This is a genomic window from Streptomyces sp. NPDC051133 (assembly GCF_040682635.1).
Lineage (GTDB): Bacteria > Actinomycetota > Actinomycetes > Streptomycetales > Streptomycetaceae > Streptomyces.
On record NZ_JBFBBK010000008.1, the window covers coordinates 153,690 to 176,781 of the forward strand.

The 23,092-nt window shown below is 71.8% G+C and carries 17 protein-coding genes; 8 read left to right on the forward strand and 9 right to left on the reverse strand.

Annotated elements, in window-relative coordinates; genetic code table 11:
• Window positions 1-41 precede the first annotated feature (41 nt).
• Together AB0N17_RS11675 and AB0N17_RS11680 are read right to left on the reverse strand one after the other, a co-directional pair.
• Window positions 42-2,300, reverse strand: a complete 2,259-nt coding sequence (locus tag AB0N17_RS11675) for a helix-hairpin-helix domain-containing protein (RefSeq protein WP_366011009.1) — start codon at window positions 2,298-2,300, stop codon at window positions 42-44.
• Entirely contained in the window at window positions 2,297-3,280 is a 984-nt protein-coding gene (locus tag AB0N17_RS11680) for an aldo/keto reductase (RefSeq protein ID WP_366011010.1), read from the reverse strand. Before AB0N17_RS11680 ends, AB0N17_RS11675 begins: the two co-directional genes overlap by 4 nt.
• A gap of 122 nt (window positions 3,281-3,402) precedes the next feature.
• Here AB0N17_RS11680 and AB0N17_RS11685 point away from each other — a divergent pair, with 122 nt between their 5' ends.
• Complete coding sequence (locus AB0N17_RS11685; protein WP_366011011.1) at window positions 3,403-4,458, forward strand: LLM class F420-dependent oxidoreductase; 1,056 nt, start codon at window positions 3,403-3,405, stop codon at window positions 4,456-4,458.
• A gap of 214 nt (window positions 4,459-4,672) precedes the next feature.
• On the opposite strand, the gene corA is transcribed toward AB0N17_RS11685, so the two are convergent.
• The gene (gene corA, locus AB0N17_RS11690) at window positions 4,673-5,668 is read right to left on the reverse strand and encodes a magnesium/cobalt transporter CorA (RefSeq protein ID WP_366011012.1); all 996 of its coding nucleotides are present in this window, start codon (window positions 5,666-5,668) and stop codon (window positions 4,673-4,675) included.
• A 62-nt stretch (window positions 5,669-5,730) separates the two neighbouring features.
• Between corA and AB0N17_RS11695 the strand changes: the two genes are divergently transcribed.
• From AB0N17_RS11695 to mshC, 4 genes are all read left to right on the forward strand, one after another.
• Window positions 5,731-6,417 carry a histidine phosphatase family protein gene (locus AB0N17_RS11695; protein ID WP_366011013.1) on the forward strand — a complete coding sequence of 229 codons (687 nt, stop codon included), beginning with the start codon at window positions 5,731-5,733 and terminating at the stop codon, window positions 6,415-6,417.
• A 91-nt stretch (window positions 6,418-6,508) separates the two neighbouring features.
• Window positions 6,509-7,099, forward strand: coding sequence for a DUF3090 domain-containing protein (locus AB0N17_RS11700; protein ID WP_366011014.1), 591 nt, complete (start codon window positions 6,509-6,511; stop codon window positions 7,097-7,099).
• A complete protein-coding gene (locus tag AB0N17_RS11705; protein WP_366011015.1) occupies window positions 7,063-7,890 on the forward strand; it encodes an SCO1664 family protein in 828 nt (275 codons plus the stop codon). The genes AB0N17_RS11700 and AB0N17_RS11705 overlap by 37 nt, the downstream gene beginning before the upstream one ends.
• Before the next feature lie 93 nt (window positions 7,891-7,983).
• Entirely contained in the window at window positions 7,984-9,213 is a 1,230-nt protein-coding gene (gene mshC, locus AB0N17_RS11710) for a cysteine--1-D-myo-inosityl 2-amino-2-deoxy-alpha-D-glucopyranoside ligase (RefSeq protein WP_366011016.1), read from the forward strand.
• Between the two features lie 169 nt (window positions 9,214-9,382).
• Here mshC and AB0N17_RS11715 read toward each other — a convergent pair whose 3' ends face one another.
• The 6 genes from AB0N17_RS11715 to AB0N17_RS11740 all read right to left on the reverse strand — a co-directional run bounded on the left by AB0N17_RS11715 (window position 9,383) and on the right by AB0N17_RS11740 (window position 16,195).
• Window positions 9,383-10,306: a PAC2 family protein gene (locus AB0N17_RS11715; RefSeq protein WP_366011017.1), complete on the reverse strand. Its 924-nt coding sequence runs from the start codon at window positions 10,304-10,306 to the stop codon at window positions 9,383-9,385.
• A 96-nt stretch (window positions 10,307-10,402) separates the two neighbouring features.
• Window positions 10,403-10,855, reverse strand: coding sequence for a hypothetical protein (locus AB0N17_RS11720; RefSeq protein WP_366011018.1), 453 nt, complete (start codon window positions 10,853-10,855; stop codon window positions 10,403-10,405).
• 167 nt (window positions 10,856-11,022) lie between these two features.
• Window positions 11,023-12,639 (reverse strand): glycerol-3-phosphate dehydrogenase/oxidase, encoded by a 1,617-nt coding sequence (locus AB0N17_RS11725; RefSeq protein WP_366011019.1) that lies wholly within the window; start codon window positions 12,637-12,639, stop codon window positions 11,023-11,025.
• Between the two features lie 47 nt (window positions 12,640-12,686).
• Window positions 12,687-14,225 carry a glycerol kinase GlpK gene (glpK, locus tag AB0N17_RS11730; RefSeq protein ID WP_366011020.1) on the reverse strand — a complete coding sequence of 513 codons (1,539 nt, stop codon included), beginning with the start codon at window positions 14,223-14,225 and terminating at the stop codon, window positions 12,687-12,689.
• 63 nt (window positions 14,226-14,288) lie between these two features.
• Complete coding sequence (locus AB0N17_RS11735; RefSeq protein WP_366011022.1) at window positions 14,289-15,083, reverse strand: MIP/aquaporin family protein; 795 nt, start codon at window positions 15,081-15,083, stop codon at window positions 14,289-14,291.
• Between the two features lie 347 nt (window positions 15,084-15,430).
• Window positions 15,431-16,195 carry an IclR family transcriptional regulator gene (locus AB0N17_RS11740; RefSeq protein WP_366011023.1) on the reverse strand — a complete coding sequence of 255 codons (765 nt, stop codon included), beginning with the start codon at window positions 16,193-16,195 and terminating at the stop codon, window positions 15,431-15,433.
• Window positions 16,196-16,561: 366 nt separating this feature from the next.
• Here AB0N17_RS11740 and metH point away from each other — a divergent pair, with 366 nt between their 5' ends.
• The 3 genes from metH to AB0N17_RS11755 all read left to right on the forward strand — a co-directional run bounded on the left by metH (window position 16,562) and on the right by AB0N17_RS11755 (window position 23,058).
• Window positions 16,562-20,077 (forward strand): methionine synthase, encoded by a 3,516-nt coding sequence (gene metH, locus AB0N17_RS11745; protein WP_366011024.1) that lies wholly within the window; start codon window positions 16,562-16,564, stop codon window positions 20,075-20,077.
• Between the two features lie 239 nt (window positions 20,078-20,316).
• Entirely contained in the window at window positions 20,317-21,018 is a 702-nt protein-coding gene (locus AB0N17_RS11750; RefSeq protein ID WP_366011025.1) for an HAD family phosphatase, read from the forward strand.
• A 435-nt stretch (window positions 21,019-21,453) separates the two neighbouring features.
• Complete coding sequence (locus AB0N17_RS11755) at window positions 21,454-23,058, forward strand: ABC transporter substrate-binding protein (protein ID WP_366011026.1); 1,605 nt, start codon at window positions 21,454-21,456, stop codon at window positions 23,056-23,058.
• Window positions 23,059-23,092 lie beyond the last annotated feature (34 nt).

The following is a 23,092-nucleotide window of genomic DNA, read 5'->3' on the forward strand; positions in this document are numbered from 1 at the left end:
CCGTGCGGGCCCGGGGCCGGTACGGCACCGCCGGATTCCGCCTACGCCGGCACCAGGGTGCGCAGCAGGGTCTGCAGGCGGGTGGTGCGGGGTTTGGCCGTGGTCTCCGCCACCGCCCTCGGGAGCGCCTGCTCCACGCCGTGCACGACGGACAGGTGCCGCTCCGCCCGGCCGAACGCCGTGTACACCCAGGGCCTGCTCAGCGCCTGAGCGGCATCGCCGGGCAGCACCACGACCGCCGCGGGCCAGCGGGTGCCCACCGCCTGGTGCGCGGTCAGGGCCCAGCCGTGCCGCACCCGGCTCTCCACCCGCTCCCGGGGCACGACGACGGCGGCGCCCGCGCACGACAGGTGCAGCCCCTCGGCGTCGGCCTTCACCACCTCGCCCGGTACCGTGCGGCCCGGAGCGGGGGAGTAGGCGACCCGGTCGCCGGGGTCGAAGCCGCCGAACCGGCCGGGACCGGGGTTGAGGCGTTCCTTCAGCGCGGAGTTGAGGGCGCGGGTGCCCGCGGCGCCGCCGTGGCCCGGAGTGATCACCACGGTCTGGCCGGCCGGGACGCCGATCGCCCGCGGCACCGAGTCCGCGACCAGCTGCACGGTCCGGTGCACGGCCTCGCCCGCGTCCCGCACCGGGACGATGACGATCTCCTTGCCGGGTGCCTCGACCTGGTTCAGCTCGCCGATGCCGATGCCGGAGACCAGCTCGCCGATCGGGCCGGGGTCGGGTAGGCGCGAGGCGACCTGCGGGCAGGCGCGGGCCGCGAGCAGGTCGGCGAAGACCCGGCCCGGACCTGCCGACCACAGCACCGCCGGGTCGCCGCTGAACACCAGCCGGGCCCCGTCGGGCAGCGACTCCACCAGCATCGCGGCGCTCTCCACGTCGAGCTGCGGGGCGTCCGGCACGATCAGCAGGTCCAGCTCCAGGGCGCCGTCCGCGTCCCGGTCCGGACCTTCGGCGCCCGCCAGCAGACCGGCGACCGTGCCCACGCTCCGCTCCGCCGGTCCGGCGTCCGCGAGCGCGGCGAGCCGGTGCCGTCCGTCGGCCGTGTGGCAGACGGCGAAGGCGCGCAGGCCGGCGGCTCGGGCGGCACCGAGCAGCGCGGCCGGTTCGGCCCGGGCCGCCTCCCCGCCGGTGTGCAGCACCAGGCCGTGCCCGGCGACCGCGCGGGCCAGCTCGGCCGCCCCGCCCTTCAGTGCGGCGGCGGCCGTCTGCCAGGCCTGATCGGTCTCCTTGGACAGGGAGTTGACCAGCCGGGCCAGTCCGTCGGCGAGGCTCTCCTCGGCCAGCGCGTACCGCTCCAGGCCGACGAGGACGCGGACCGGCCGCTCCTCCTCGCCCTCGTCCTCGTCCTCGGCGTCCTCCGCCGCCCGCGGGGCAGCGGCCCCGGGCTCCTCCAGGGCGTCCTGGAACATCAGTGCCTCACCCTCCGCGAGGGCGCTCTGCACCGCCGCGTCCGGGTCCGGCACGGACTGCCGGGCCAGTGCCGTGGTGAGCGTGGCCAGTTCCAGCGCGGTGTGTCCCGCCGACGCCGCCTGCTCCAGCAGCCAGACGGTCAGCGCACGGGCGCGCCGTTCGTCGTCCGGGCCGCAGTCCGCGCCGAGCAGGGCCCGGGCGAAGCCGTCCGCCTGCTCGGGCCGTACGCCGGGGACCCTGAGCAGCTGCCAGGGGTCGTCGCGGAGCGCGCCGTCGGCGCCTTCACCGAGCGCCTCGGCCACCTGCGGGGCCAGGGCCTCGGGCGCGCCGCCCTCGGTCAGCGCCTGGCGGACGGCGGCGACGGCCTCCGGCGCGGGAACGCCGGCCGCGACCGGGGCCGGGGCGGGGGCGGGCTGCGGTCGCCGGACCGGCTCGGGCGCCGGTCGGCGCGGGGCCGGCGCCGGCTCGTCGAACGCCGTGGCCGTCGGCTTCTCGCCGCTCTCCACGGCCCGTACCGCCGCGAGCAGATCGGCCGCCGTGCCGCTGAGCTTGGTGCCGCTCGCGATCGGGCCGTGCCGCTCGGCCTTGCGCCGCTCGATCCGCTCCCGCTCGACCCGCTGCGCGGCCAGCTCGGCCTGCGCCTCGGAGAGACTCGCCCCGTCGCCGTCGCCGTCGCCGTCGCCGTCGCCGTCGCCGCCTTCGGTGGCAGCGTGCTCGTCGCCGCCCGCCTCGGCCTCGTCCCCGGTGCCGTCGCGCTCCTCGGTCCCCTCCGGCGCGGCGCTGCCGTCCGCCCGGCCCTCCTCGGGTGCGGTGTCGCGCGCGGGCGCCTCGGGTGTGTCCGGCGTCCCCGGCCCGGCTTCCTCCGTGGTCTCCGGCTCCGTGCTCACAGCGTGCTCCAGTCGTGATCGGGATAGCGGTGCACGGGCGCCGACACATCGTCCAGCGCCCGGCAGATCTCGTCAGGAAGACTAAGGGCCTCCACTGACAACGCTGCCGTGAGCTGCTGCGCGTTGCGCGCGCCGACGATCGGCGCGGTCACCCCGGGCCGGTCCCGGACCCAGGCGAGGGCCACCTGGAGCGGGGTGACGGCGAGCCCGTCGGCGGCCGTCGTCACCGCGTCCACGATGCGGGTCGCCGTGTCGTCCAGGTACGGCTCGACGAACGGCGCCAGGTGTTCGGAGGCACCGCGCGAGTCCGGGGGAGTGGTGTGCCGGTACTTGCCGGTGAGCACGCCCCGGCCGAGCGGGGAGGAGGGCAGCAGGCCGACGCCGAGGTCGAGCGCGGCCGGCAGCACCTCACGCTCGGCGCCGCGCTGGAGCAGCGAGTACTCCAGCTGCGTGCCGGCCAGCCGGGTGCGGGTGCCCGGCGCCGCGAGCTGCCAGGTGGCCGCCTTCGCGAGCTGCCAGCCACAGAAGTTGGAGACACCGGCATAGCGGGCGCGCCCGCTGCTCACCGCTATGTCGAGGGCCTGGAGCGTCTCCTCCAGCGGGGTCCCGGGGTCGTAGGCGTGGACGTGCCACAGGTCGACGTGGTCGGTGCCCAGGCGGGCCAGGGAGGCGTCGAGCGCGGCGAGCAGATGGCCGCGCGAGCCGTCGACGCGGCGCTCGGGGTCCGGGACGCTGCCCGCCTTCGTCGAGATGACGAGGTCGCGGCGCGGGACCAGCCCGTCCATGAGCTGTCCGAGCAGGTACTCCGCCTCGCCATCGGCGTACACGTCCGCCGTGTCGACCAGGGTCCCGCCGGCTTCCCAGAACGCCTTGAGCATGTCCGCGGCGTCGTGCTCGTCGGTGTCCCGGCCCCAGGTGAGGGTGCCGAGTCCGATCCGGGACACACGCAGGCCGGTACGGCCGAGATGCCTCTGCTCCATGCGGGCGAGATTACTGGCCAGAGCCGGTGCGGTGGGTTGCCTGTGGATAACTGCCGTGGCCGCGTATCCGCGCTATGGTCAGCCCCGACAGCGACGTTACTCACGGGTAAGGGGATTCGGCCATGAAGCTCGGACTCAACCTCGGCTACTGGGGTGCCGGAATGGACGGGGACAATCTGGCCGTCGCGCAGGAGGCCGACCGGCTCGGCTTCTCCGTGTGCTGGGCGGCCGAGGCGTACGGCTCCGACGCGGCGACCGTGCTCAGCTGGGTCGCCGCGCAGACCGAGCGCATCGACGTCGGCTCCGCCATCTTCCAGATCCCGGCCCGGCAGCCCGCGATGACCGCGATGACCGCGGCGACGCTGGACTCCCTCTCCGGGGGCCGCTTCCGGCTCGGCCTCGGCGTCTCCGGCCCGCAGGTCTCCGAGGGCTGGTACGGCGTCAAGTTCGACAAGCCGCTGGCACGCACGCGTGAGTACGTGGAGATCGTCCGCAAGGCGATGACCCGGGAGCGGCTGTCGTACGAGGGCGCGCACTGGACCCTGCCGCTGCCCGGCGGCCCGGGCAAGCCGATCAAGCTGACCGTGCACCCGCAGCGCGAGCACATCCCGCTGTACATCGCCGCGATCGGCCCGAAGAACCTGGAGCAGACCGGCGAGATCGCCGACGGCGCGCTGCTGATCTTCCCCTCCGCCGAGCACCTGGAGGAGACGACCCTGAAGTACCTGCGTGCGGGCCGCGAGAAGGCGGGCCTGACCCTCGACGGGTTCGACGTGTGCCCGACGCTGCCGCTCGCCGTCGGCGACGACAAGGACGTCGCCCGGCTCGCGGACACCTTCCGCCCCTACACCGCCCTGTACGTCGGCGGCATGGGCAGCGCCAAGCAGAACTTCTACAACCAGCTCGCCCAGCGCATGGGGTACGAGAAGGAGGCCGCCGACATCCAGCAGAAGTACCTGGCCGGCGACAAGCAGGGCGCCGCCGCCGCGATCCCGCAGGACCTCATCGACAAGACCGCGCTGCTCGGCTCCGTCGACCGCATCGCCGACCGGATGAAGGCCTACGCCGCAGCCGGGGTCACCACCCTCAGTCTGGCCCCGGCCGGCTTCACGCTGGAGGAGCGGATCGCCTCCCTGCGGGCCGGCAGCGAGGCCCTGGAGCGTGCCGGGCTCGCCTGAGGAAGAAGGAAGTCCTGCGGCCGTGGTGGGGGCTCGGGGGGTCTTCCCCGCCACGGCCGTCACGGGGAACAACGCTCCGGCGGCCCCGGGGTTACGACCCCGCCCTTCCCTCTTTCGGCCGAGCCGGCCCGCACCCCTGTCGCGCCCCTTCCCCGTCCGCATTCGACCCGGTCTCTGCGGTATGTCGCGGATAACGGACCGCCGGTATGCCTCCTCACAGCCAGCCGCGCTGCTTGAACAGCCGGTACAGCAGCACCTCCAGCAGCGCCATCAGCAGGATCGCCGCCGGGTACGACCACAGCCAGTGCAGCTCCGGCATGTGGTCGAAGTTCATGCCGTAGATCCCCGCGATCATCGTGGGCACGGCGGCCATCGCCGCCCACGCGGAGATCTTCCGCATGTCGTCGTTCTGCCGCACGCTCATCTGCGCCAGATGCGCCGACAGGATGTCCGACACCAGCCGGTCCAGGGCCTCCACGGACTCGTTGACCCGCATGAGGTGGTCGCCCACGTCCCGGAAGAACGGCCGCGCCTTGTCGTGCACGAACGGCACCCCGCCGCCCGTCGGGCCGCTCCCCGCCAGCCGGGTCAGCGGCAGCGCCAGCGGGACGGTGGCCCGGCGGAACTCCAGGACCTGCCGCTTGAAGCCGTAGATCCGCGACGCGGTGTTCCGCGAGCCGCCGCCCTCCGGCCGGAACACCTCGGCCTCCAGTTCCTCCAGGTCCGTCCCCAGCTCCGTCGCCACCTCCAGATAGTGGTCCACGATGGCGTCGGAGATCGCGTACAGCACGGCGGTCGGCCCCTTGTCCAGCATCTCCGGCTCGTCCTCCAGCCGTCGCCGTACGGCCGCCAGCGGTGACCCCTCGCCGTGCCGGACGGTCACCACGAAGGAGTCGCCGGTGAACACCATGACCTCGCCGGCCGACACGGTGTCGCTCTCCGGCTCGTACACGACGGGCTTGAGCACCACGAACAGCGAGTCGTCGTACACCTCCAGCTTGGGCCGCTGATGCGCCTTGAGCGCGTCCTCGACCGCCAGCGGATGCAGCCCGAACTCCCGGGTGACCAGGTCGAACTCCCTTTCCGACGGCTCGTGCAGCCCGATCCACACGAACCCGCCCGCCGCCCGCGCCTCGGCGAGCGCGTCGGACAGGTCCTCGGGTCCCTCGGTGCGATGGCCATGCCGGTAGATGGCGCAGTCCACGATCACAGAGCGCTTTCTCCTTTCGCCCGTTCACCGGTGCATTCCTCGATACGCCTACCCTGGGCCGCATGCCCACGCTGATCCTCGTAAGGCACGGACGTTCCACCGCCAACACCTCGGGCGTGCTCGCCGGCTGGACGCCGGGCGTCGCCCTGGACGATCGCGGCGCCGCTCAGGCCGCCTCGCTGCCCGGCCGGCTCGCGGGCCTGCCGCTCTCCGAGGTCGTCACCAGCCCCCTGCAGCGCTGCCAGGAGACCGTACGCCCCTTGCTCGAGGCCCGCCCGGACCTGCGCGTCCACACCGACGAGCGGATCGGGGAGTGCCACTACGGCGACTGGTCCGGCCGCAAGCTCGCCGAGCTGAAGGACGAGCCGCTGATGGACGTCGTGCAGGCGCACCCCTCGGCCGCCGCCTTCCCGGGCGGGGAGTCCATGCGGGCCATGCAGACCCGCGCCGCCGAGGCCGTACGCGAGTGGAACGCGCGCGTGGAGCGCGACCACGGCGCCGACGCCGTCTACCTCATGTGCTCCCACGGGGACATCATCAAGTCCCTCGTCGCCGACGCCCTCGGACTCCATCTCGACCTCTTCCAGCGGATCTCCGTGGAGCCGTGTTCCGTCACCGCGATCCGTTACACCCGTCTGCGGCCTTTTCTCGTTCGCCTCGGCGACACCGGCGATTTCGCTTCGCTCGCCCCGCGCGAGGAACCCGGCGAGGGCGACGCACCGGTCGGGGGTGGTGCGGGCGCACCGTGATCGTCGCCCGCAGTAGGGTGAAGCGGTCCACCCCGTGGCGTACCAGCATGGCCCGCACCGCACAGACTCTCGAATCCAATGGAGACAGGACGTGTCCCGTCAGGTGTTCCTCTACGACCAGCCGGACCGTTTCGTCGCCGGCACGGTCGGACTGCCCGGGCGCCGTACGTTCTTCCTCCAGGCCACCGCAGGCCCCCGGGTGACCAGCGTGGTCCTGGAGAAGACCCAGGTCGCCGCGCTCGCCGAGCGCATGGACGAACTGCTCGACGAGGTCGTACGGCGCAGCGGCGGCAGCGCGGCCGTCCCCGCCGTGGCGCCCACGGAGATCTCCGACAGCGCCCCCCTCGAGACCCCCATCGAGGAGGAGTTCCGGGTCGGCACCATGGCGCTGGCCTGGGACGGCGAGGAACAGCGCATGATCGTCGAGGCGCAGGCCCTGGTGGAGCTGGAGGCCGACACCGAGGAGGACCTCGCCGAGGCCGAGGAGCGGCTGCTCCAGGACGAGGAGAACGGGCCCCCGATGCTGCGGGTCCGGCTGACCGGCGCGCAGGCCAGGGCCTTCGCCAAGCGCGCCCTCGACATCGTCAACGCCGGGCGGCCGCCGTGCCCGCTGTGCAGTCTCCCGCTCGACCCGGAAGGACACGTATGTCCGCGCCAGAACGGATACCGCCGAGGAGCGTGACGCTCACCGACGCGGCAGCCGCCGAGCTGCTCGCGCACGGTGAGCTGACCGTGCGCGGCCGGATCCGCGAGGCGTCCAACGCGGCGCTGTTCTGCACGGTCGCGTACGACGGCCGGGAAGCCTCCTGCATCTACAAGCCGGTGGCCGGGGAACGCCCGCTGTGGGACTTCCCCGACGGCACCCTCGCGGGCCGCGAGGTGGCCGCCTACCAGGTCTCCGAGGCCACCGGCTGGGGGCTCGTACCGCCGACCGTGCTGCGCGAGGGGCCGTACGGCGAGGGCATGTGCCAGCTGTGGATCGACGTCCTCGCCGAGGCCGAGCTGCTCGCCCTGACCGACGGCGAGGAACCGGAGCCCGGCTGGAAGGCGATCGGCCTCGCCGAGGTCGGCGAGGGGCGTACGGCACTGCTGGTGCATGCCGACGACGAGCGGCTCCGTCGGATGGCCGTCCTGGACGCCGTGATCAACAACGCCGACCGCAAGGGCGGCCATCTGCTGCCCGCCGCCGACGGCCGCCTCTACGGCATCGACCACGGCGTCACCTTCCACGTCGACGACAAGCTGCGCACCCTGCTGTGGGGCTGGGCCGGGGAACCGCTCACGCCGGAGGCCGTCGACGCCCTCCAAGGGCTGCGGGAAGGCCTCGGCGGGGCGCTGGGCGAGCGGCTCGCCGCACTCATCACGCGGGGCGAGATCGACGCCACACGCGCGCGTGTCGACGCCCTGCTCACCTCGGGCCTGCACCCGGAGCCGGGCGGGGAGTGGCCGGCGATCCCCTGGCCACCGGTCTGAGCACACCGGCCGGCGATCCACAAGAGAGCCTGACCGGCCATCCGGCGCGATCCCGTTCGTATCCGCAGCTCGACGCCGGTTAGGCTCATGTACATGCATGCCTGGCCCGCTTCCGAGGTCCCCGCCCTGCCTGGTCAGGGCCGCGACCTGAGGATCCACGACACCGCGACCGGCGGCCTGGTCACCCTCGACCCCGGTCCCGTCGCCCGCATCTACGTCTGCGGCATCACGCCGTACGACGCGACCCACATGGGTCATGCGGCGACCTACAACGCGTTCGACCTCGTTCAGCGCGTGTGGCTCGACACCAAGCGGCAGGTCCACTACGTCCAGAACGTCACCGACGTCGACGACCCGCTGCTGGAGCGGGCCGAGCGGGACGGCGTCGACTGGGTCGCCCTCGCCGAGAAGGAGACGGCCCTCTTCCGCGAGGACATGACCGCCCTGCGGATGCTCCCGCCGCAGCACTACATAGGCGCCGTCGAGGCGATACCCGGCATCGTCCCGCTCGTGGAGCGGCTGCGCGAACTCGGCGCGGCCTACGAGCTGGAAGGCGACATCTACTTCTCCGTCGAGTCCGACCCGCACTTCGGCGGAGTCTCGAACCTCGACGCGGCCGCGATGCGGCTGCTGTCCGCCGAGCGCGGCGGCGACCCGGACCGCCCGGGCAAGAAGAACCCGCTGGACCCGATGCTGTGGATGGCGGCCCGTGAGGGCGAGCCCAGCTGGGACGGCGGTTCGCTCGGCCGGGGCCGCCCCGGCTGGCACATCGAGTGCGTGGCCATCGCCCTCGACCACCTCGGCATGGGCTTCGACGTCCAGGGCGGCGGCTCCGACCTGGCCTTCCCGCACCACGAGATGGGCGCCTCGCACGCCCAGGTGCTCACCGGCGAGTTCCCCATGGCCAAGGCCTACGTCCACGCCGGCATGGTCGCCCTGGACGGCGAGAAGATGTCGAAGTCCAAGGGCAACCTCGTCTTCGTCTCCCGGCTGCGCCGCGACGGCGTCGACCCCGCCGCCGTCCGGCTCACGCTGCTCGCCCACCACTACCGTGCCGACTGGGAGTGGACCGACCAGGTTCTCGCGGACGCCGTGGCCCGCCTCGGCCGCTGGCGCGCGGCCGTCTCCCGGCCCGACGGCCCGTCCGCCGACGCGCTCGTGGAGGAGATCCGCGAGGCCCTGGCGAACGACCTGGACGCCCCCGCGGCCCTCGCGGCGGTGGACCGCTGGGCGGCCCGCCAGGAGGAGCAGGGCGGCACCGACACGGGCGCCCCGGGCGTGGTCACCCGCGCGGTGGACGCGCTGCTCGGGGTGGCCCTCTAAGGCGCCGGGAAGCGGCCCCGTCGCAGCGCGCGCGGGGCCGCTTCGCTTCTGACGTACGGCTGCCGCCGCGTGGGCACGACCGGCCGCCGCGGCGGCCGCAGCCGCATCACATCGACAGCAGGACGAAGGGGCGCCTTCCGGTCACGGGAGGCGCCCCTTCGTCGTACCCTCAGTCCTCCGACGAGCCGTCCTCGTCGTCCTCCCTGGGCCCCCCGCCGGCGGCCGGAGGCCTCTGCTTACCGCCCGGAGGCCCCACGTCCCGGCGCCGCAGATACCGCTCGAACTCGCGGGCGATCGCCTCACCCGACGCCTCCGGCAGATCCGCGGTGTCCCGGGCCTCCTCCAGCGTCTGCACGTACTCGGCGACCTCGCTGTCCTCGGCGGCCAGCTGGTCCACGCCCACCTGCCAGGCGCGCGCGTCCTCGGGCAGCTCGCCCTGCGGGATGCGCAGGTCGAGCAGGTCCTCCAGGCGGTTCAGCAGCGCCAGCGTGGCCTTCGGGTTGGGCGGCTGCGAGACGTAGTGCGGCACGGCCGCCCACAGCGACACCGCCGGCACACCGGCGTGCGTGCACGCCTCCTGCAGGACGCCGACGATGCCCGTCGGACCCTCGTACTTGGTCTCCTCCAGGTCCATCCGCTGGGCCAGGTCCGCGTCGGACGTGACCCCGCTGACCGGCACCGGTCGCGTGTGCGGGGTGTCACCGAGCAGGGCGCCCAGGATGACCACCAGCTCCACGCCCAGCTCGTGCGCGAAACCCAGCAGTTCGTTGCAGAACGAGCGCCAGCGCATGGACGGCTCGATCCCGCGGACCAGCACCAGATCGCGCGGCTTCTCGCCGCCGACACGGACCACCGACAGCCGGGTCGTCGGCCAGGTGATCTTGCGCACACCGGAGTCCATGAACACGGTCGGGCGGTTCACCTGGAAGTCGTAGTAGTCCTCGGCGTCCAGCGCCGCGAACACCTCGCCCTTCCACTCGCGTTCCAGATGCGCGACCGCCGTGGAGGCGGCGTCACCGGCATCGTTCCAGCCCTCGAACGCGGCCACCATGACTGGGTCGATCAGCTCGGGAACCCCCTCCAGCTCGATCACCCAGTGCCTCCTTCCGACGTGCCCTCGCTTGACTCACCAACCTTACGGCGTCCGGCGGGGGCGCCCGCAGCCCCCTTGCACGGGGGAGTGACCGGATCACTGCCCCGTTCGCCACCGTGGGACACCCCCCGTCCGCGGGGAGCCGTCGAGCAGCGAACTGGGCACCGGGGGCTCCGGATCGGCGGCGGCCGGTTCCTCCACCGGCGGCTCGGCCACGGGCGCGTCCAACCGGTCGGACGACGCGTCCGGTTGCCGCTCGCCGAACCACCCCCGTCCGCCGGCCTCCGAGCCGAAGAGGGCCGCGCCCTCGCCGGTGATCATCCACAGGTGACCGCGGTGCGGGTGTCCGGCCTGCGTGGGCGGCTCCTCGAACGAGCCGTCGGTCACCTCCGCCGCGCACGTGCGGTACGGCTCGGGCAGCACCCCGCCGTGCTCCGCCGCGAAGGCCCGCACCGCCTCCCGGCCCAGCGCCGGACCGCCCCCGTCGTCGACACCGAACGCCTCCCGCACCAGCGCGAGTTCCGCCGGATCGGCCTGGTCGTCGTTCATGACCCCATGGAAGCACCCGGCACCGACAACGGTCCCGGGGCAGGCGGAAGGGGCGGCCTCATCCGGCGACGACCGCCCCTTCCGCGGTTCCGGACCCGGTGCGGCGGGTTCCGGCGTGCGGGCGGTGCCGGTCCCGGTCAGGGGGAGGGGCCGGCCGCCGCACGGGTCTACTTCTTGTCGAGCAGGTCCCGCACCTTCGCCCGGACCTCGTCCGTGGCCAGGCCCCGGATGGTCAGCGTCGTGCGGCGGCGCAGCACGTCGTCCGGGGTCTCGGCCCACTCGTGGTCACGGGCCCAGACGACCTGCGCCCAGATCTCCGGGGCGTCGGGGTGGACGCGCTCGGCCAGCCCCGGGTCGTCGTTGGCCAGGCGGGCGATGTCGAAGGCCAGCGAGCCGTAGTGGGTGGCCAGGTGCTTGGCGGTGTCGGCGGCCATGCGCGGGCCGGGCGCCGGGTTGTCCACCAGCAGGCGGTGCGCGACCGCGCGCGGGTTGGCGACACCGGGCAGCGGCAGCTTCTTCGGCAGCGAGGAGATGGGCTCGAAGTCGTCGCCGAGCGGGTGACCCGGCAGCGCCTCCAGCTTCTGCATGATCGTACGGCCGATGTGCCGGAAGGTGGTCCACTTGCCGCCCGCGACGGACAGCATGCCGCCCTTGCCCTCGGTCACGACCGTCTCGCGCTTGGCCTTGGCGGTGTCACCGGGACCGCCCGGCAGCACCCGCAGACCGGCGAAGGCGTAGGTGATGAGGTCCCGCTTCAGCTGCTGGTCCCGGACGGAGAACGCGGCCTCGTCCAGGATCTGGGCTATGTCCTTCTCGGTGACGGACACGTCCGCCGGGTCGCCCTCGAACTCCTCGTCGGTGGTGCCGAGCAGCAGCATGTCCTCCCAGGGGAGGGCGAAGGTGATGCGGTACTTGTCGATGGGGGTCGCCAGGGCGGCCTTCCACGGGGAGGTCCGCTTCAGGACCAGGTGCGCGCCCTTCGACAGGCGGATGGACGGCGCCGCGTCCGGGTCCTCCATCCGGCGCAGGTGGTCGACCCAGGGGCCCGTCGCGTTCAGCACCAGGCGGGCGTTCACCCCGAACTCCTCGCCGGAGACCCGGTCCTTGAGGTCGGCGCCGGTGACGCGGCCGTTCGTGAAGCGCAGCCCGCTGACCTCGGCGTGGTTGAGGACGACCGCGCCCGCCTCGACGGCCGCGCGGACCGTCATCAGCGCCATCCGCGCGTCGTTCATCTGGTCGTCGCCGTACACGGCCACGGCCTTGAGGTTCTCGGTGCGCAGCTCGGGCACGTCCTGCGCCGCCTTGGCGGGGGAGAGCAGGTGGCCGACGCCGTCGCCGAACGCGGAGAGCGCGGAGTAGGCGAAGACGCCCGCGCCGAGCTTCGCCGCGCCGTGCGGCCCGCCCTTGTACACGGGGAGGTAGAAGGTGAGCGGGTTCGCCAGGTGGGGGGCCACCTGGCGGGAGACCGCACGGCGCTCGAAGTGGTTCTCCGCCACCAGCTTGACCGCGCCGGTCTGCAGGTAGCGCAGACCGCCGTGGAGCAGCTTGGAGGAGGCGGAGGAGGTGGCGCCGGCGAAGTCGCCGGCGTCGACCAGCGCCACCCTGAGCCCGGACTGCGCGGCGTGCCAGGCGGTGGAGATGCCCAGGATGCCGCCGCCGATCACAAGAAGGTCGTACGACGCCTTGGAGAGCTGCTCCCTGGTCTCGGCCCGGCTCGGGTTCGAGCCGGAGGCCGGGTGCGTCCCCAGGGCAGGCACGGAACTCAGGGTGGACTGACTGGTCATGTCGGGTACTTACTCCTCGTCAGAGATGTCTGAGCCGGTGGGACCGCTCAGCTCTCGTCCTCGATCCAGCCCATGGTCCGGTCGACGGCCTTGAGCCAGCTCTTGTACTCACGGTCGCGGGTCTCCGCGTCCATGCGGGGGGTCCACTCGGCGGCCCGGCGCCAGTTGGCGCGCAGTTCGTCGGTGCTGGACCAGAAGCCGACGGCGAGGCCGGCGGCGTAGGCGGCGCCGAGGCAGGTGGTCTCCGCGACCATCGGGCGCACCACCGGCGCGTCGAGGACGTCGGAGAGCGTCTGCATCAGCAGGTTGTTGGCGGTCATGCCGCCGTCGACCTTGAGCGCCACCAGCTCGTCACCGGAGTCCTTCACCATGGCGTCGGCGATCTCCCGCGTCTGCCAGGCGGTGGCCTCCAGGACGGCGCGCGCGAGGTGCGCCTTGGTGACGTACCGGGTCAGGCCGGCGATCACACCGCGGGCGTCGGAGCGCCAGTGCGGGGCGAACAGACCGGAGAAGGCCGGCACGAAGTAGGCGCCGCCGTTGTCCTCGACCGAGAGCGCGAGGGTCTCGATCTCGGCGGCGGTGGAGATCAGGCCCATCTGGTCGCGCATCCACTGCACCAGGGAGCCCGTGACGGCGATCGAACCCTCGAGGGCGAAGACCGTCGGCTGGTCGCCGATCTTGTAACCGACCGTGGTCAGCAGACCGGCGTAGGAGTTGATGATCTTGTCACCGGTGTTCATCACCATGAAGGTGCCGGTGCCGTAGGTGGACTTCGTCTCGCCCTCGGAGAAGCAGCACTGGCCGAACAGGGCCGCCTGCTGGTCGCCGAGCGCGGAGGCGACGGGGATGCCGCCGAGCAGTTCGCCGAGCTTGCCGCCGGTGACCTCGCCGTAGACCTCGGCGGAGGAGCGGATCTCGGGCAGGATCTGCAGCGGCACGCCGATGGACTCGGCGATCTTGTCGTCCCACTGCATCGTGTGCAGGTTCATCAGGAGGGTGCGGGAGGCGTTGGTGACGTCGGTGACGTGCTTGCCGCCGTTGACACCGCCCGTCAGGTTCCAGATGACCCAGGTGTCCATGGTGCCGAAGAGGATGTCGCCCGCCTCGGCGCGCTCCTTGAGGCCGTCGACGTTGTCGAGGAGCCAGCGGGCCTTGGGCCCGGCGAAGTAGGAGGCCAGGGGGAGACCGGTCTCGCGGCGGAAGCGGTCCTGGCCGACGTTGCGGCCCAGCTCCCGGCAGAGGGCGTCGGTGCGGGTGTCCTGCCACACGATGGCGTTGTGGACGGGCTCACCGGTGTTCTTGTCCCACAGCACGGTGGTCTCGCGCTGGTTGGTGATGCCGATGGCCTTGATGTCGTCCCGGGTGATGCCGGCCTTCTGGACGGCTCCGGCGACGACCTCCTGGACGTTGGTCCAGATCTCGTTCGCGTTGTGCTCGACCCAGCCCGGCTTCGGGAAGATCTGCTCGTGCTCCTTCTGGTCGACGGCGACGATCCGGCCGTCCCGGTCGAAGACGATGCAGCGGGACGAGGTGGTGCCCTGGTCGATCGCGGCGATGAAGGGGCCTGCGGTGTGGGCGTCGGTCACTGTGTGCTCCTGAGAGATCCGTGGTGAGGGGCTTTACGTACGGCGCGTGCTCGGAAGTGCTGTCTAAGCGAAGGCGACGTTGTATATGCCTGCCGCGATGGCGCCGCCGATCAGCGGGCCGACCACCGGGATCCAGGCGTAAGCCCAGTCGGAACCGCCCTTGTTGGGCAGCGGCAGCAGGGCGTGCACGATGCGCGGGCCCAGGTCACGGGCCGGGTTGATCGCGTAGCCCGTCGGGCCGCCGAGGGAGAGACCGATCGACACCACCACGAGTGCGGTGACCAGACCGCCGAGGATGCCGAGGCCGTTGCCCTTGTCGTTCAGGCCCTGCGTGAGGACCGCGAGGATCAGCACGACGGTGCCGATGATCTCCGTGGCGAGGTTCTGCACCGCGTTGCGGATCTCCGGGCCGGTGGAGAAGACGCCGAGGACCGGGCCGGCCCCCTTCTCCTGGGCCTCGACGGCCTTGGCCGTCGTGGCCTGCGCACCCGGACCGCCGACGATCTCCTTGTCAGTCAGGTGCGCGTGGAACTGGCCGTAGTAGGCCACCCACACCAGGGCCGCGCCGATCATCGCGCCGAGGAGCTGTCCGGCGAAGTAGACCGGAACGTTGCTCCAGTCGCTGTTCTTGATGGCGAGGGCGACGGTTACGGCCGGGTTGAGATGGGCACCGGACAGGGGTCCGGAGATGTACACGGCCGTCATGACGGCGAAGCCCCACCCGAAGGCGATGGCGAGCCAGCCGGCGTTGCGCGCCTTGGAGGCCTTCAGGGTCACGGCGGCGCAGACGCCGCCGCCGAGCAGGATGAGTACGGCGGTACCGATGGTCTCGCCGATGAAGATGTCGGAGCTGGACACCCGCGACTCCTTTGTCCTTCGTCCAGGGTTACCGAACCCCGGGTCCCGCCGGGGGTTCTGGCTGCCCTCGGGGGTGAGAGCGATGGCCGGCCCTTGGCGTTGTCACACTCTAGCGCGTATTGCCGGTAGGTGTTCGACAATGCCGACCGATGGACGGGAGTCTTGCTTCGGCGTTACGCATGCGTCAAGGGTTCTGTTATCGAAAACAGGATCGTTATTGATCGCTGCCGGTTATCACTCTTCGCTCGCTGACGTACCTACTCGCCCGTTATGTCCACTTCAGGGTATGGCGAGAACCGGAACGCCGCCCGGCGTCCCGGTCGCCCCCCGAAGGGGCCCCACAGGCCTCAGAAGCGCCCCGCGCCCAGGTCCCTGGACACCGCGCGGGCGCAGTCGCGCACCGCCGCGATCAGCTCCGGGCGCACCTCGCCGTCGCGGCACAGCCGCTCCACGGCGCCGGAGATGCCGACCGCGCCCACCGGCATGCGGCGCCGGTCGTGGATCGGCGCGGCGATGGACGCCACGCCCTCATAGGTCTCCTCCACGTCGGCCGCGTACCCACGCGCGCGCGTGACGTCCAGGACGTGCTCGAAGTCCCCGGCGTCGCACACCGTGCGGTCCGTGAAGGGCTTGCGGTCCGCCTCCATCACCTCGCTGTGCGCCACCGGGTCGTAGGCGGAGAGCACCTTGCCCAGCGCCGTGGAGTGCAGGGGCTGCATGGCCCCGATCTCCAGCACCTGCCGGCTGTCGTCCGGCCGGAAGACGTGGTGCACGATCAGCACGCCCTGCTGGTGCAGCACGCCCAGGTACACGCTCTCCCCGCTGGACCGGGCCAGGTCGTCGGTCCACACCAGGGCCCGCGCGCGCAGCTCGTGCACGTCCAGATACGTGGTGCCGAGCCGGAGCAGCTCCGCGCCCAGCTGGTAGCGGCCGGAGGCGTCGTCCTGTTCCACGAACCCCTCCTGCTGGAGGGTGCGCAGGATGCCGTGGGCGGTGCCCTTGGCGAGGCCGAGCGAGGAGGCGATGTCCGACAGGCCGAGCCGCCGCTCGCCGCCCGCGAGCAGCCGCAGCATCGCGGCCGCCCGTTCGAGCGACTGGATGTTCCGTGCCATCGCCGTTCTGCCTCCGCTCCATCGACTGCCGGCGAACGCCGGTGCGCGCCGCCCGCCGGTGCCGACCCCTGTCGTGCACCGTCCCGCGTCCCGCTACCCGCCGTTCGGCAATGTCGAACACTACCGGTCCATGCCGACCTCCCGCTAATGGTCGGACGACACCTGTTACATCACACGTGGCCCGGACGTGGCGCGCGGGCCACCCCCGGGCCACGCCGGCGGGTGATCGCGCGGACCACCCCCGTCCGCCTCGTGGACGCCGGTGCCCATCCAAGCCGACTCCCGGTTACTCTGGCGCCGTGCGGCATCCCCGGCCGACGGGGAAGCCGCATAGCCGACAGCCGTCGCAGCCCAGGGAGCCCCTTCATGGCCTCGTTGCCCACGTCCCCCACGACCGACAGCCGGACCCGCGTGTCCGCGCTCCGAGACGCACTCGCCACCCGAGTGGTGGTGGCCGACGGAGCCATGGGCACCATGCTCCAGGCCCAGGACCCCACCCTCGACGACTTCCAGCAGCTCGAGGGCTGCAACGAGATCCTCAACCTCACCCGCCCCGACATCGTGCGCTCCGTCCACGAGGCGTACTTCGCCGTGGGCGTCGACTGCGTCGAGACCAACACCTTCGGGGCCAACCACTCCGCGCTCGGCGAGTACGACATCCCCGAGCGGGTGCACGAGCTGTCCGAGGCCGGCGCCCGGGTCGCCCGCGAGGTCGCCGACGAGTTCACGGCGAAGGACGGCCGCCCCCGCTGGGTCCTCGGCTCCATCGGCCCCGGCACCAAGCTGCCCACCCTCGGCCACGCCCCCTACACCACCCTGCGCGACGCCTACCAGCGCAACGCCGAAGGCCTGGTCACCGGCGGCGCCGACGCACTGCTCGTCGAGACCACCCAGGACCTGCTGCAGACCAAGGCGGCCGTGCTCGGCGCCCGGCGCGGCCTGGCCGCACTCGGCCTGGACCTGCCGGTGATCGTGTCCGTGACCGTCGAGACCACCGGCACGATGCTGCTGGGCTCGGAGATCGGTGCCGCGCTCACCGCGCTGGAGCCGCTCGGCATCGACATGATCGGCCTGAACTGCGCCACCGGCCCGGCCGAGATGAGCGAGCACCTGCGCTACCTCGCCCGCAACGCCCGCATCCCCCTGTCCTGCATGCCCAACGCGGGCCTGCCGGTCCTCGGCAAGGACGGCGCCCACTACCCGCTGACCGCGCCCGAGCTGGCCGACGCCCAGGAGACCTTCGTCCGCGAGTACGGCCTGTCGCTGGTCGGCGGCTGCTGCGGTACGACCCCCGAGCACCTGCGCCAGGTCGTCGAGCGCGTCCGGGACCTGACCCCGGGCGAGCGAGACCCGCGGCCCGAGCCGGGGGCGGCGTCGCTGTACCAGTCGGTGCCGTTCCGGCAGGACACCTCCTACCTGGCCATCGGCGAGCGCACCAACGCCAACGGGTCGAAGAAGTTCCGCGAGGCCATGCTGGAGGGCCGCTGGGACGACTGCGTGGAACTGGTCCGGGAGCAGATCCGCGAGGGCGCGCACATGCTCGACCTGTGCGTGGACTACGTCGGCCGCGACGGGGTGGCCGACATGGAGGAGCTGGCGGGGCGTTTCGCGACCGCCTCCACGCTGCCGATCGTCCTGGACTCCACCGAGGTCGACGTCATCGAGGCGGGCCTGGAGAAGCTCGGCGGCCGTGCGGTGATCAACTCGGTGAACTACGAGGACGGCGACGGCCCCGACTCCCGTTTCGCCAAGGTCACGCGGCTGGCGCGGGAGCACGGGGCGGCGCTGATCGCGCTGACCATCGACGAGGAGGGCCAGGCCCGCACGCCGGAGAAGAAGGTGGAGATCGCCGAGCGGCTGATCGCCGACCTGAGCGGGAACTGGGGCATCCGCGAGGAGGACATCCTCATCGACGCCCTGACCTTCACCATCTGCACCGGTCAGGAGGAGTCCCGCAAGGACGGCCTGGCCACCATCGAGGCGATCCGCGAGCTCAAGCGCCGCCACCCGGCGGTGCAGACCACGCTGGGCCTGTCGAACATCTCCTTCGGCCTGAACCCGGCCGCCCGCATCCTGCTCAACAGCGTGTTCCTGGAGGAGTGCGTCAAGGCCGGCCTGGACTCCGCGATCGTCCACGCCTCCAAGATCCTCCCCATCGCCCGGTTCAGCGACGAAGAGGTCACCACCGCACTCGACCTGATCTACGACCGCCGCCGCGAGGGCTACGACCCGCTGCAGAAGCTGATGCAGCTGTTCGAGGGCGCCACGGCGAAGTCGCTGAAGGCGGGCAAGGCCGAGGAACTGGCGGCGCTGCCGCTGGAGGAGCGGCTGAAGCGGCGGATCATCGACGGCGAGCGCAACGGCCTCGAAGCCGACCTCGACGCGGCCCTTGAGGACCGTCCGGCCCTGGACATCGTCAACGACACCCTGCTCGACGGCATGAAGGTGGTCGGCGAGCTGTTCGGCTCCGGCCAGATGCAGCTGCCGTTCGTCCTGCAGTCGGCCGAGGTGATGAAGGCCGCGGTGGCCTACCTCGAGCCGCACATGGAGAAGTCGGACGCCGAGGGCAAGGGCACGATCGTGCTGGCCACGGTGCGCGGCGACGTGCACGACATCGGCAAGAACCTGGTCGACATCATCCTGTCCAACAACGGCTACAACGTGGTCAACCTGGGCATCAAGCAGCCGGTCTCGGCGATCCTGGAGGCCGCCGAGGAACACCGGGCCGACGTGATCGGCATGTCCGGGCTGCTGGTGAAGTCCACGGTGATCATGAAGGAGAACCTGGAGGAGCTCAACCAGCGCAACCTGGCCGCCCGCTTCCCGGTCATCCTCGGCGGCGCCGCCCTCACCCGCGCCTACGTCGAACAGGACCTGCACGAGATCTACGAGGGCGAGGTCCGCTACGCCCGCGACGCCTTCGAGGGCCTGCGCCTGATGGACGCCCTCATCGGCGTCAAGCGCGGCGTGCCCGGCGCGCAGCTGCCCGAACTCAAGCAGCGCCGGGTACGGCCCGCGGCCACGGTCGAGATCGAGGAGCGCCCGGAGGAGGGACACGTCCGCTCCGACGTCGCCGTCGACAACCCGGTGCCGGTCCCGCCGTTCTGGGAGACCCGGATCGTCAAGGGCATCCAGCTCAAGGAGTACGCGTCCTGGCTGGACGAAGGCGCCCTCTTCAAGGGCCAGTGGGGGCTGAAGCAGGCCCGCACCGGCGAGGGGCCCACGTACGAGGAACTGGTGGAGACCGAGGGGCGCCCGCGCCTGCGGGGTCTGCTCGACCGGCTGCAGACCGACAACCTCCTCGAAGCCGCCGTGGTCTACGGCTACTTCCCCTGCGTGTCCAAGGACGACGACCTGATCATCCTTGACGAGCGGGGCAACGAGCGCACCCGGTTCACCTTCCCGCGCCAGCGCCGCGGCCGGCGGCTGTGCCTGGCCGACTTCTTCCGCCCGGAGGAGTCGGGCGAGACGGACGTGGTCGGCCTCCAGGTCGTCACCGTCGGCTCGCGCATCGGCGAGGAGACCGCGCAGCTCTTCGCGGCCAACGCCTACCGCGACTACCTCGAACTCCACGGCCTGTCCGTCCAGTTGGCCGAGGCGCTCGCCGAGTACTGGCACGCCCGCGTCCGCGCCGAACTGGGCTTCGGCGGCGAGGACCCGGCCGACATGGAGGACATGTTCGCCCTCAGGTACCGGGGCGCCCGCTTCTCCCTCGGCTACGGCGCCTGCCCCGACCTGGAGGACCGGGCCAAGATCGCCGAGCTGCTGGAGCCGGAGCGGATCGGCGTCCACCTCTCGGAGGAGTTCCAGCTGCACCCGGAGCAGTCCACGGACGCGATCGTGATCCATCACCCGGAGGCGAAGTACTTCAACGCCCGCTGAGCCCTCTGAGCCCTTCGGGGGGCGGAGGCGCCGTCCGCGGTGCCGGGCCCTCACGGCATGGGCCCCGGGGGCACACCGACGCGCCTCTGGCCTGCGCCGGGGGTGTTCCAAGGGGTACCCCCGGGCGCGAGTGATAAACGAGGCGCTTCGGGCGGCGACGTCGTACACTGGTCGGTCCACTGCAGGCCGGTTCCCCGCACGGGAACCGGCCTGGTCGTCCCTTGAGGAGGTGCGCCCGGATGACCAGTACGGTCCCCGCGCTCGGAACCCGTACGGCCGAAGGCTCCGCCCTGGAGGCGGTGCTCCTCGACATGGACGGCACCCTGGTGGACACCGAGGGATTCTGGTGGGACGTCGAGGTCGAGGTCTTCGGGGCGCTCGGCCACGCCCTGGACGAGTCCTGGCGGCACGTCGTGGTCGGCGGCCCCATGACCCGCAGCGCCGGCTTCCTCATCGAGGCCACCGGTGCCGACATCACCCTCGCCGACCTCACGGTGCTGCTCAACGACGGGTTCGAGGACCGGATCGGCCGGGCCCTGCCGCTGATGCCGGGCGCCGCCAGGCTGCTCGCCGAGCTGCACGAGCACGCCATCCCCACGGCCCTGGTCTCCGCCTCCCACCGGCGCATCATCGACCGTGTGCTGACCGTGCTCGGTCCCCACCACTTCGACCTCTCCATCGCGGGTGACGAGGTCTCACGCACCAAGCCCTTCCCCGACCCCTACCTCCTCGCCGCCGCCAAGCTCGGTGCGGCCCCCGCCAGATGCGCCGTCGTCGAGGACACCGCGACCGGCGTCGCCGCCGCCGAGGCCGCGGGCTGCCGGGTCGTCGCCGTCCCCTCCATTGCGCCCATCAGCCCGGCCGCCGGGCGCACCGTGGTCACCTCCCTGGAAGAGGTCGACCTGGCATTCCTGCGCGGCCTGATGACGGAAATGGGCTAGCCGTTCACCCAGCGTACGAAGCGTTCATCGGCGGAGTCGGACACATTTCCGGGGAAGTACACCCGGGGGAAATGCCCGGCGGGCCGCCCGGCCGAATTCCACTGACCGGCCGCACAGTTGGAAGTGTGACGTTTCCCACGCCGACCGGGCTCGACAAGGCCGGTCCGGGCGTGCTGAAGCATCCCGTTCGTGCGGGATCGGTGGATCCTTGTGTCCCGATTGGTGGGATGCTGCACTAATCCTGCCGCTGTCGGGTTTTCGGTGTGTCCGCAACCGGTTTCTCTGCGTGATGAGGGGTCAACTCACGGGGCTGTGAACCCCCCTGCGGACGCGGACTAATCTCATCGCGAGAACATCGCCGCACCTCCCGTGAGCCGCCGCACCACCCCTGCATGCCGGTTACACGGACCCGAACAGCTCTGGAGAAACTCCCGCATGAACCGCAAGACTTTGGTGCTGCCGGCGGTGGCCGGCCTGCTCACCCCGGTTCTCGTCGCGTGCGGCGGATCCGACAGCGGGAGCAAGAGCGGCGACGCCATCGTCGTCGGTACCACGGACCGGTTCACCGCCACCCAGGACGCCCCCGCGCCCGTCGACCCGGCCTACGCCTACGACGTCGGCACCTGGAACATCCTGCGCCAGACCGTGCAGACCCTGATGGCCCAGCCCAAGGGCGAGGGCGACCCCGTCCCGGACGCCGCCGAGAGCTGCTCCTTCACCGACAGCGGCAGCGAGCGCTACGCCTGCAAGCTCCGCGACGGACTGAAGTTCGCCAACGGTGACGCGGTGACCGCGCAGGCCGTCAAGTTCTCCATCGAGCGTGCCCTGCGCATCAAGGCCGACAGTGGCGTGTCGGCCCTGCTGAACACCATCGACACCATCGAGACGCAGGGCGACCGCGAGGTCATCTTCCACCTCAAGACCGCCGACGCCACCTTCCCGTACAAGCTGTCCACTCCGGTCGCGGGCATCATCGACCCGCAGGACTACGAGAAGGACAAGCTGCGCGACGGCTTCGACGTGGACGGCTCCGGCCCCTACACCTTCCACGCGGACGTCAAGGGCAACGCGATCGTCGACGCCACCTTCACGAAGAACCCCTCCTACAAGGGCTCCGTGACGGTGAACAACGACAAGGTCGTGCTGCGCTCCTTCGACAGCGCCGAGGCCATGAGCACCGCCATCGACAAGGGCGACATCGACGTGATGACCCGCACCATGTCGCCCGCCCAGATCCAGAAGCTGGACGCCGGCACCGACAAGAACGCCGACCTGGTCGACATGCCGGGCCTCGAGATCCGCTACCTGGCCTTCAACACCAACGCGCCCACCGTGAAGTCCAAGGCCGTGCGCCAGGCCATGGCCCAGCTCATCAACCGCGGCGAACTGGTCTCCAAGGTCTACGGCACCCAGGCCGAGGCGCTGTACTCGCTGGTCCCGGCCACGGTCACCGGCCACTCCAACTCGTTCTTCAACAAGTACGGCAACCCCAGCGCCGCCAAGGCCAAGGACCTGCTCACCAAGGCCGGCATCACCACCCCGGTGAAGCTGACCCTGCACTACACCACCGACCACTACGGCTCGGCCACCAAGCAGGAGTTCGAGATCCTGCAGAAGCAGCTCAACGGCAGCGGCCTGTTCGACGTCTCCATCCAGGGCCACCCCTGGGAAACCTTCCGGCCCGCCGAGCAGAAGGGCCAGTACGACGTCTACGGCATGGGCTGGTTCCCCGACTTCCCGGACGCCGACAACTTCCTCGCGCCCTTCCTCGACAAGGACAACTTCCTCGGCTCGCCGTACTCCAACAGCACCATCCAGCGCACGCTGATCCCGCAGTCCCGCCGCGAGGCCGACCGGCTCAGCGCCGCCAAGAGCCTGACCGCCATCCAGGACACCGTCGCAGAGGACGTCCCGGTCCTGCCGCTGTGGCAGGGCAAGCAGTACGTCGCCGCCAGGGACGACATCACGGGCACCGCCTACGCCCTCAACTCCTCCTCGACGCTTCAGCTGTGGGAGCTCGGCCGCGGTGTGAGCGGCTGACGGCTCTCTCATCCGGGGAACAGGGACGGCTGCC

Coding starts and splice junctions, on each gene's coding strand:
- AB0N17_RS11705 (WP_366011015.1), top strand. CDS start 7,063: ATGTCCGCGCCAGAACGGATACCGCCGAGGAGCGTGACGCTCACCGAC.
- AB0N17_RS11750 (WP_366011025.1), top strand. CDS start 20,317: ATGACCAGTACGGTCCCCGCGCTCGGAACCCGTACGGCCGAAGGCTCC.
- AB0N17_RS11725 (WP_366011019.1), bottom strand. CDS start 12,639: ATGACCAGTCAGTCCACCCTGAGTTCCGTGCCTGCCCTGGGGACGCAC.
- AB0N17_RS11755 (WP_366011026.1), top strand. CDS start 21,454: ATGAACCGCAAGACTTTGGTGCTGCCGGCGGTGGCCGGCCTGCTCACC.
- AB0N17_RS11720 (WP_366011018.1), bottom strand. CDS start 10,855: ATGAACGACGACCAGGCCGATCCGGCGGAACTCGCGCTGGTGCGGGAG.
- AB0N17_RS11695 (WP_366011013.1), top strand. CDS start 5,731: ATGCCCACGCTGATCCTCGTAAGGCACGGACGTTCCACCGCCAACACC.
- metH (WP_366011024.1), top strand. CDS start 16,562: ATGGCCTCGTTGCCCACGTCCCCCACGACCGACAGCCGGACCCGCGTG.
- AB0N17_RS11685 (WP_366011011.1), top strand. CDS start 3,403: ATGAAGCTCGGACTCAACCTCGGCTACTGGGGTGCCGGAATGGACGGG.
- mshC (WP_366011016.1), top strand. CDS start 7,984: ATGCATGCCTGGCCCGCTTCCGAGGTCCCCGCCCTGCCTGGTCAGGGC.
- AB0N17_RS11740 (WP_366011023.1), bottom strand. CDS start 16,195: ATGGCACGGAACATCCAGTCGCTCGAACGGGCGGCCGCGATGCTGCGG.
- AB0N17_RS11680 (WP_366011010.1), bottom strand. CDS start 3,280: ATGGAGCAGAGGCATCTCGGCCGTACCGGCCTGCGTGTGTCCCGGATC.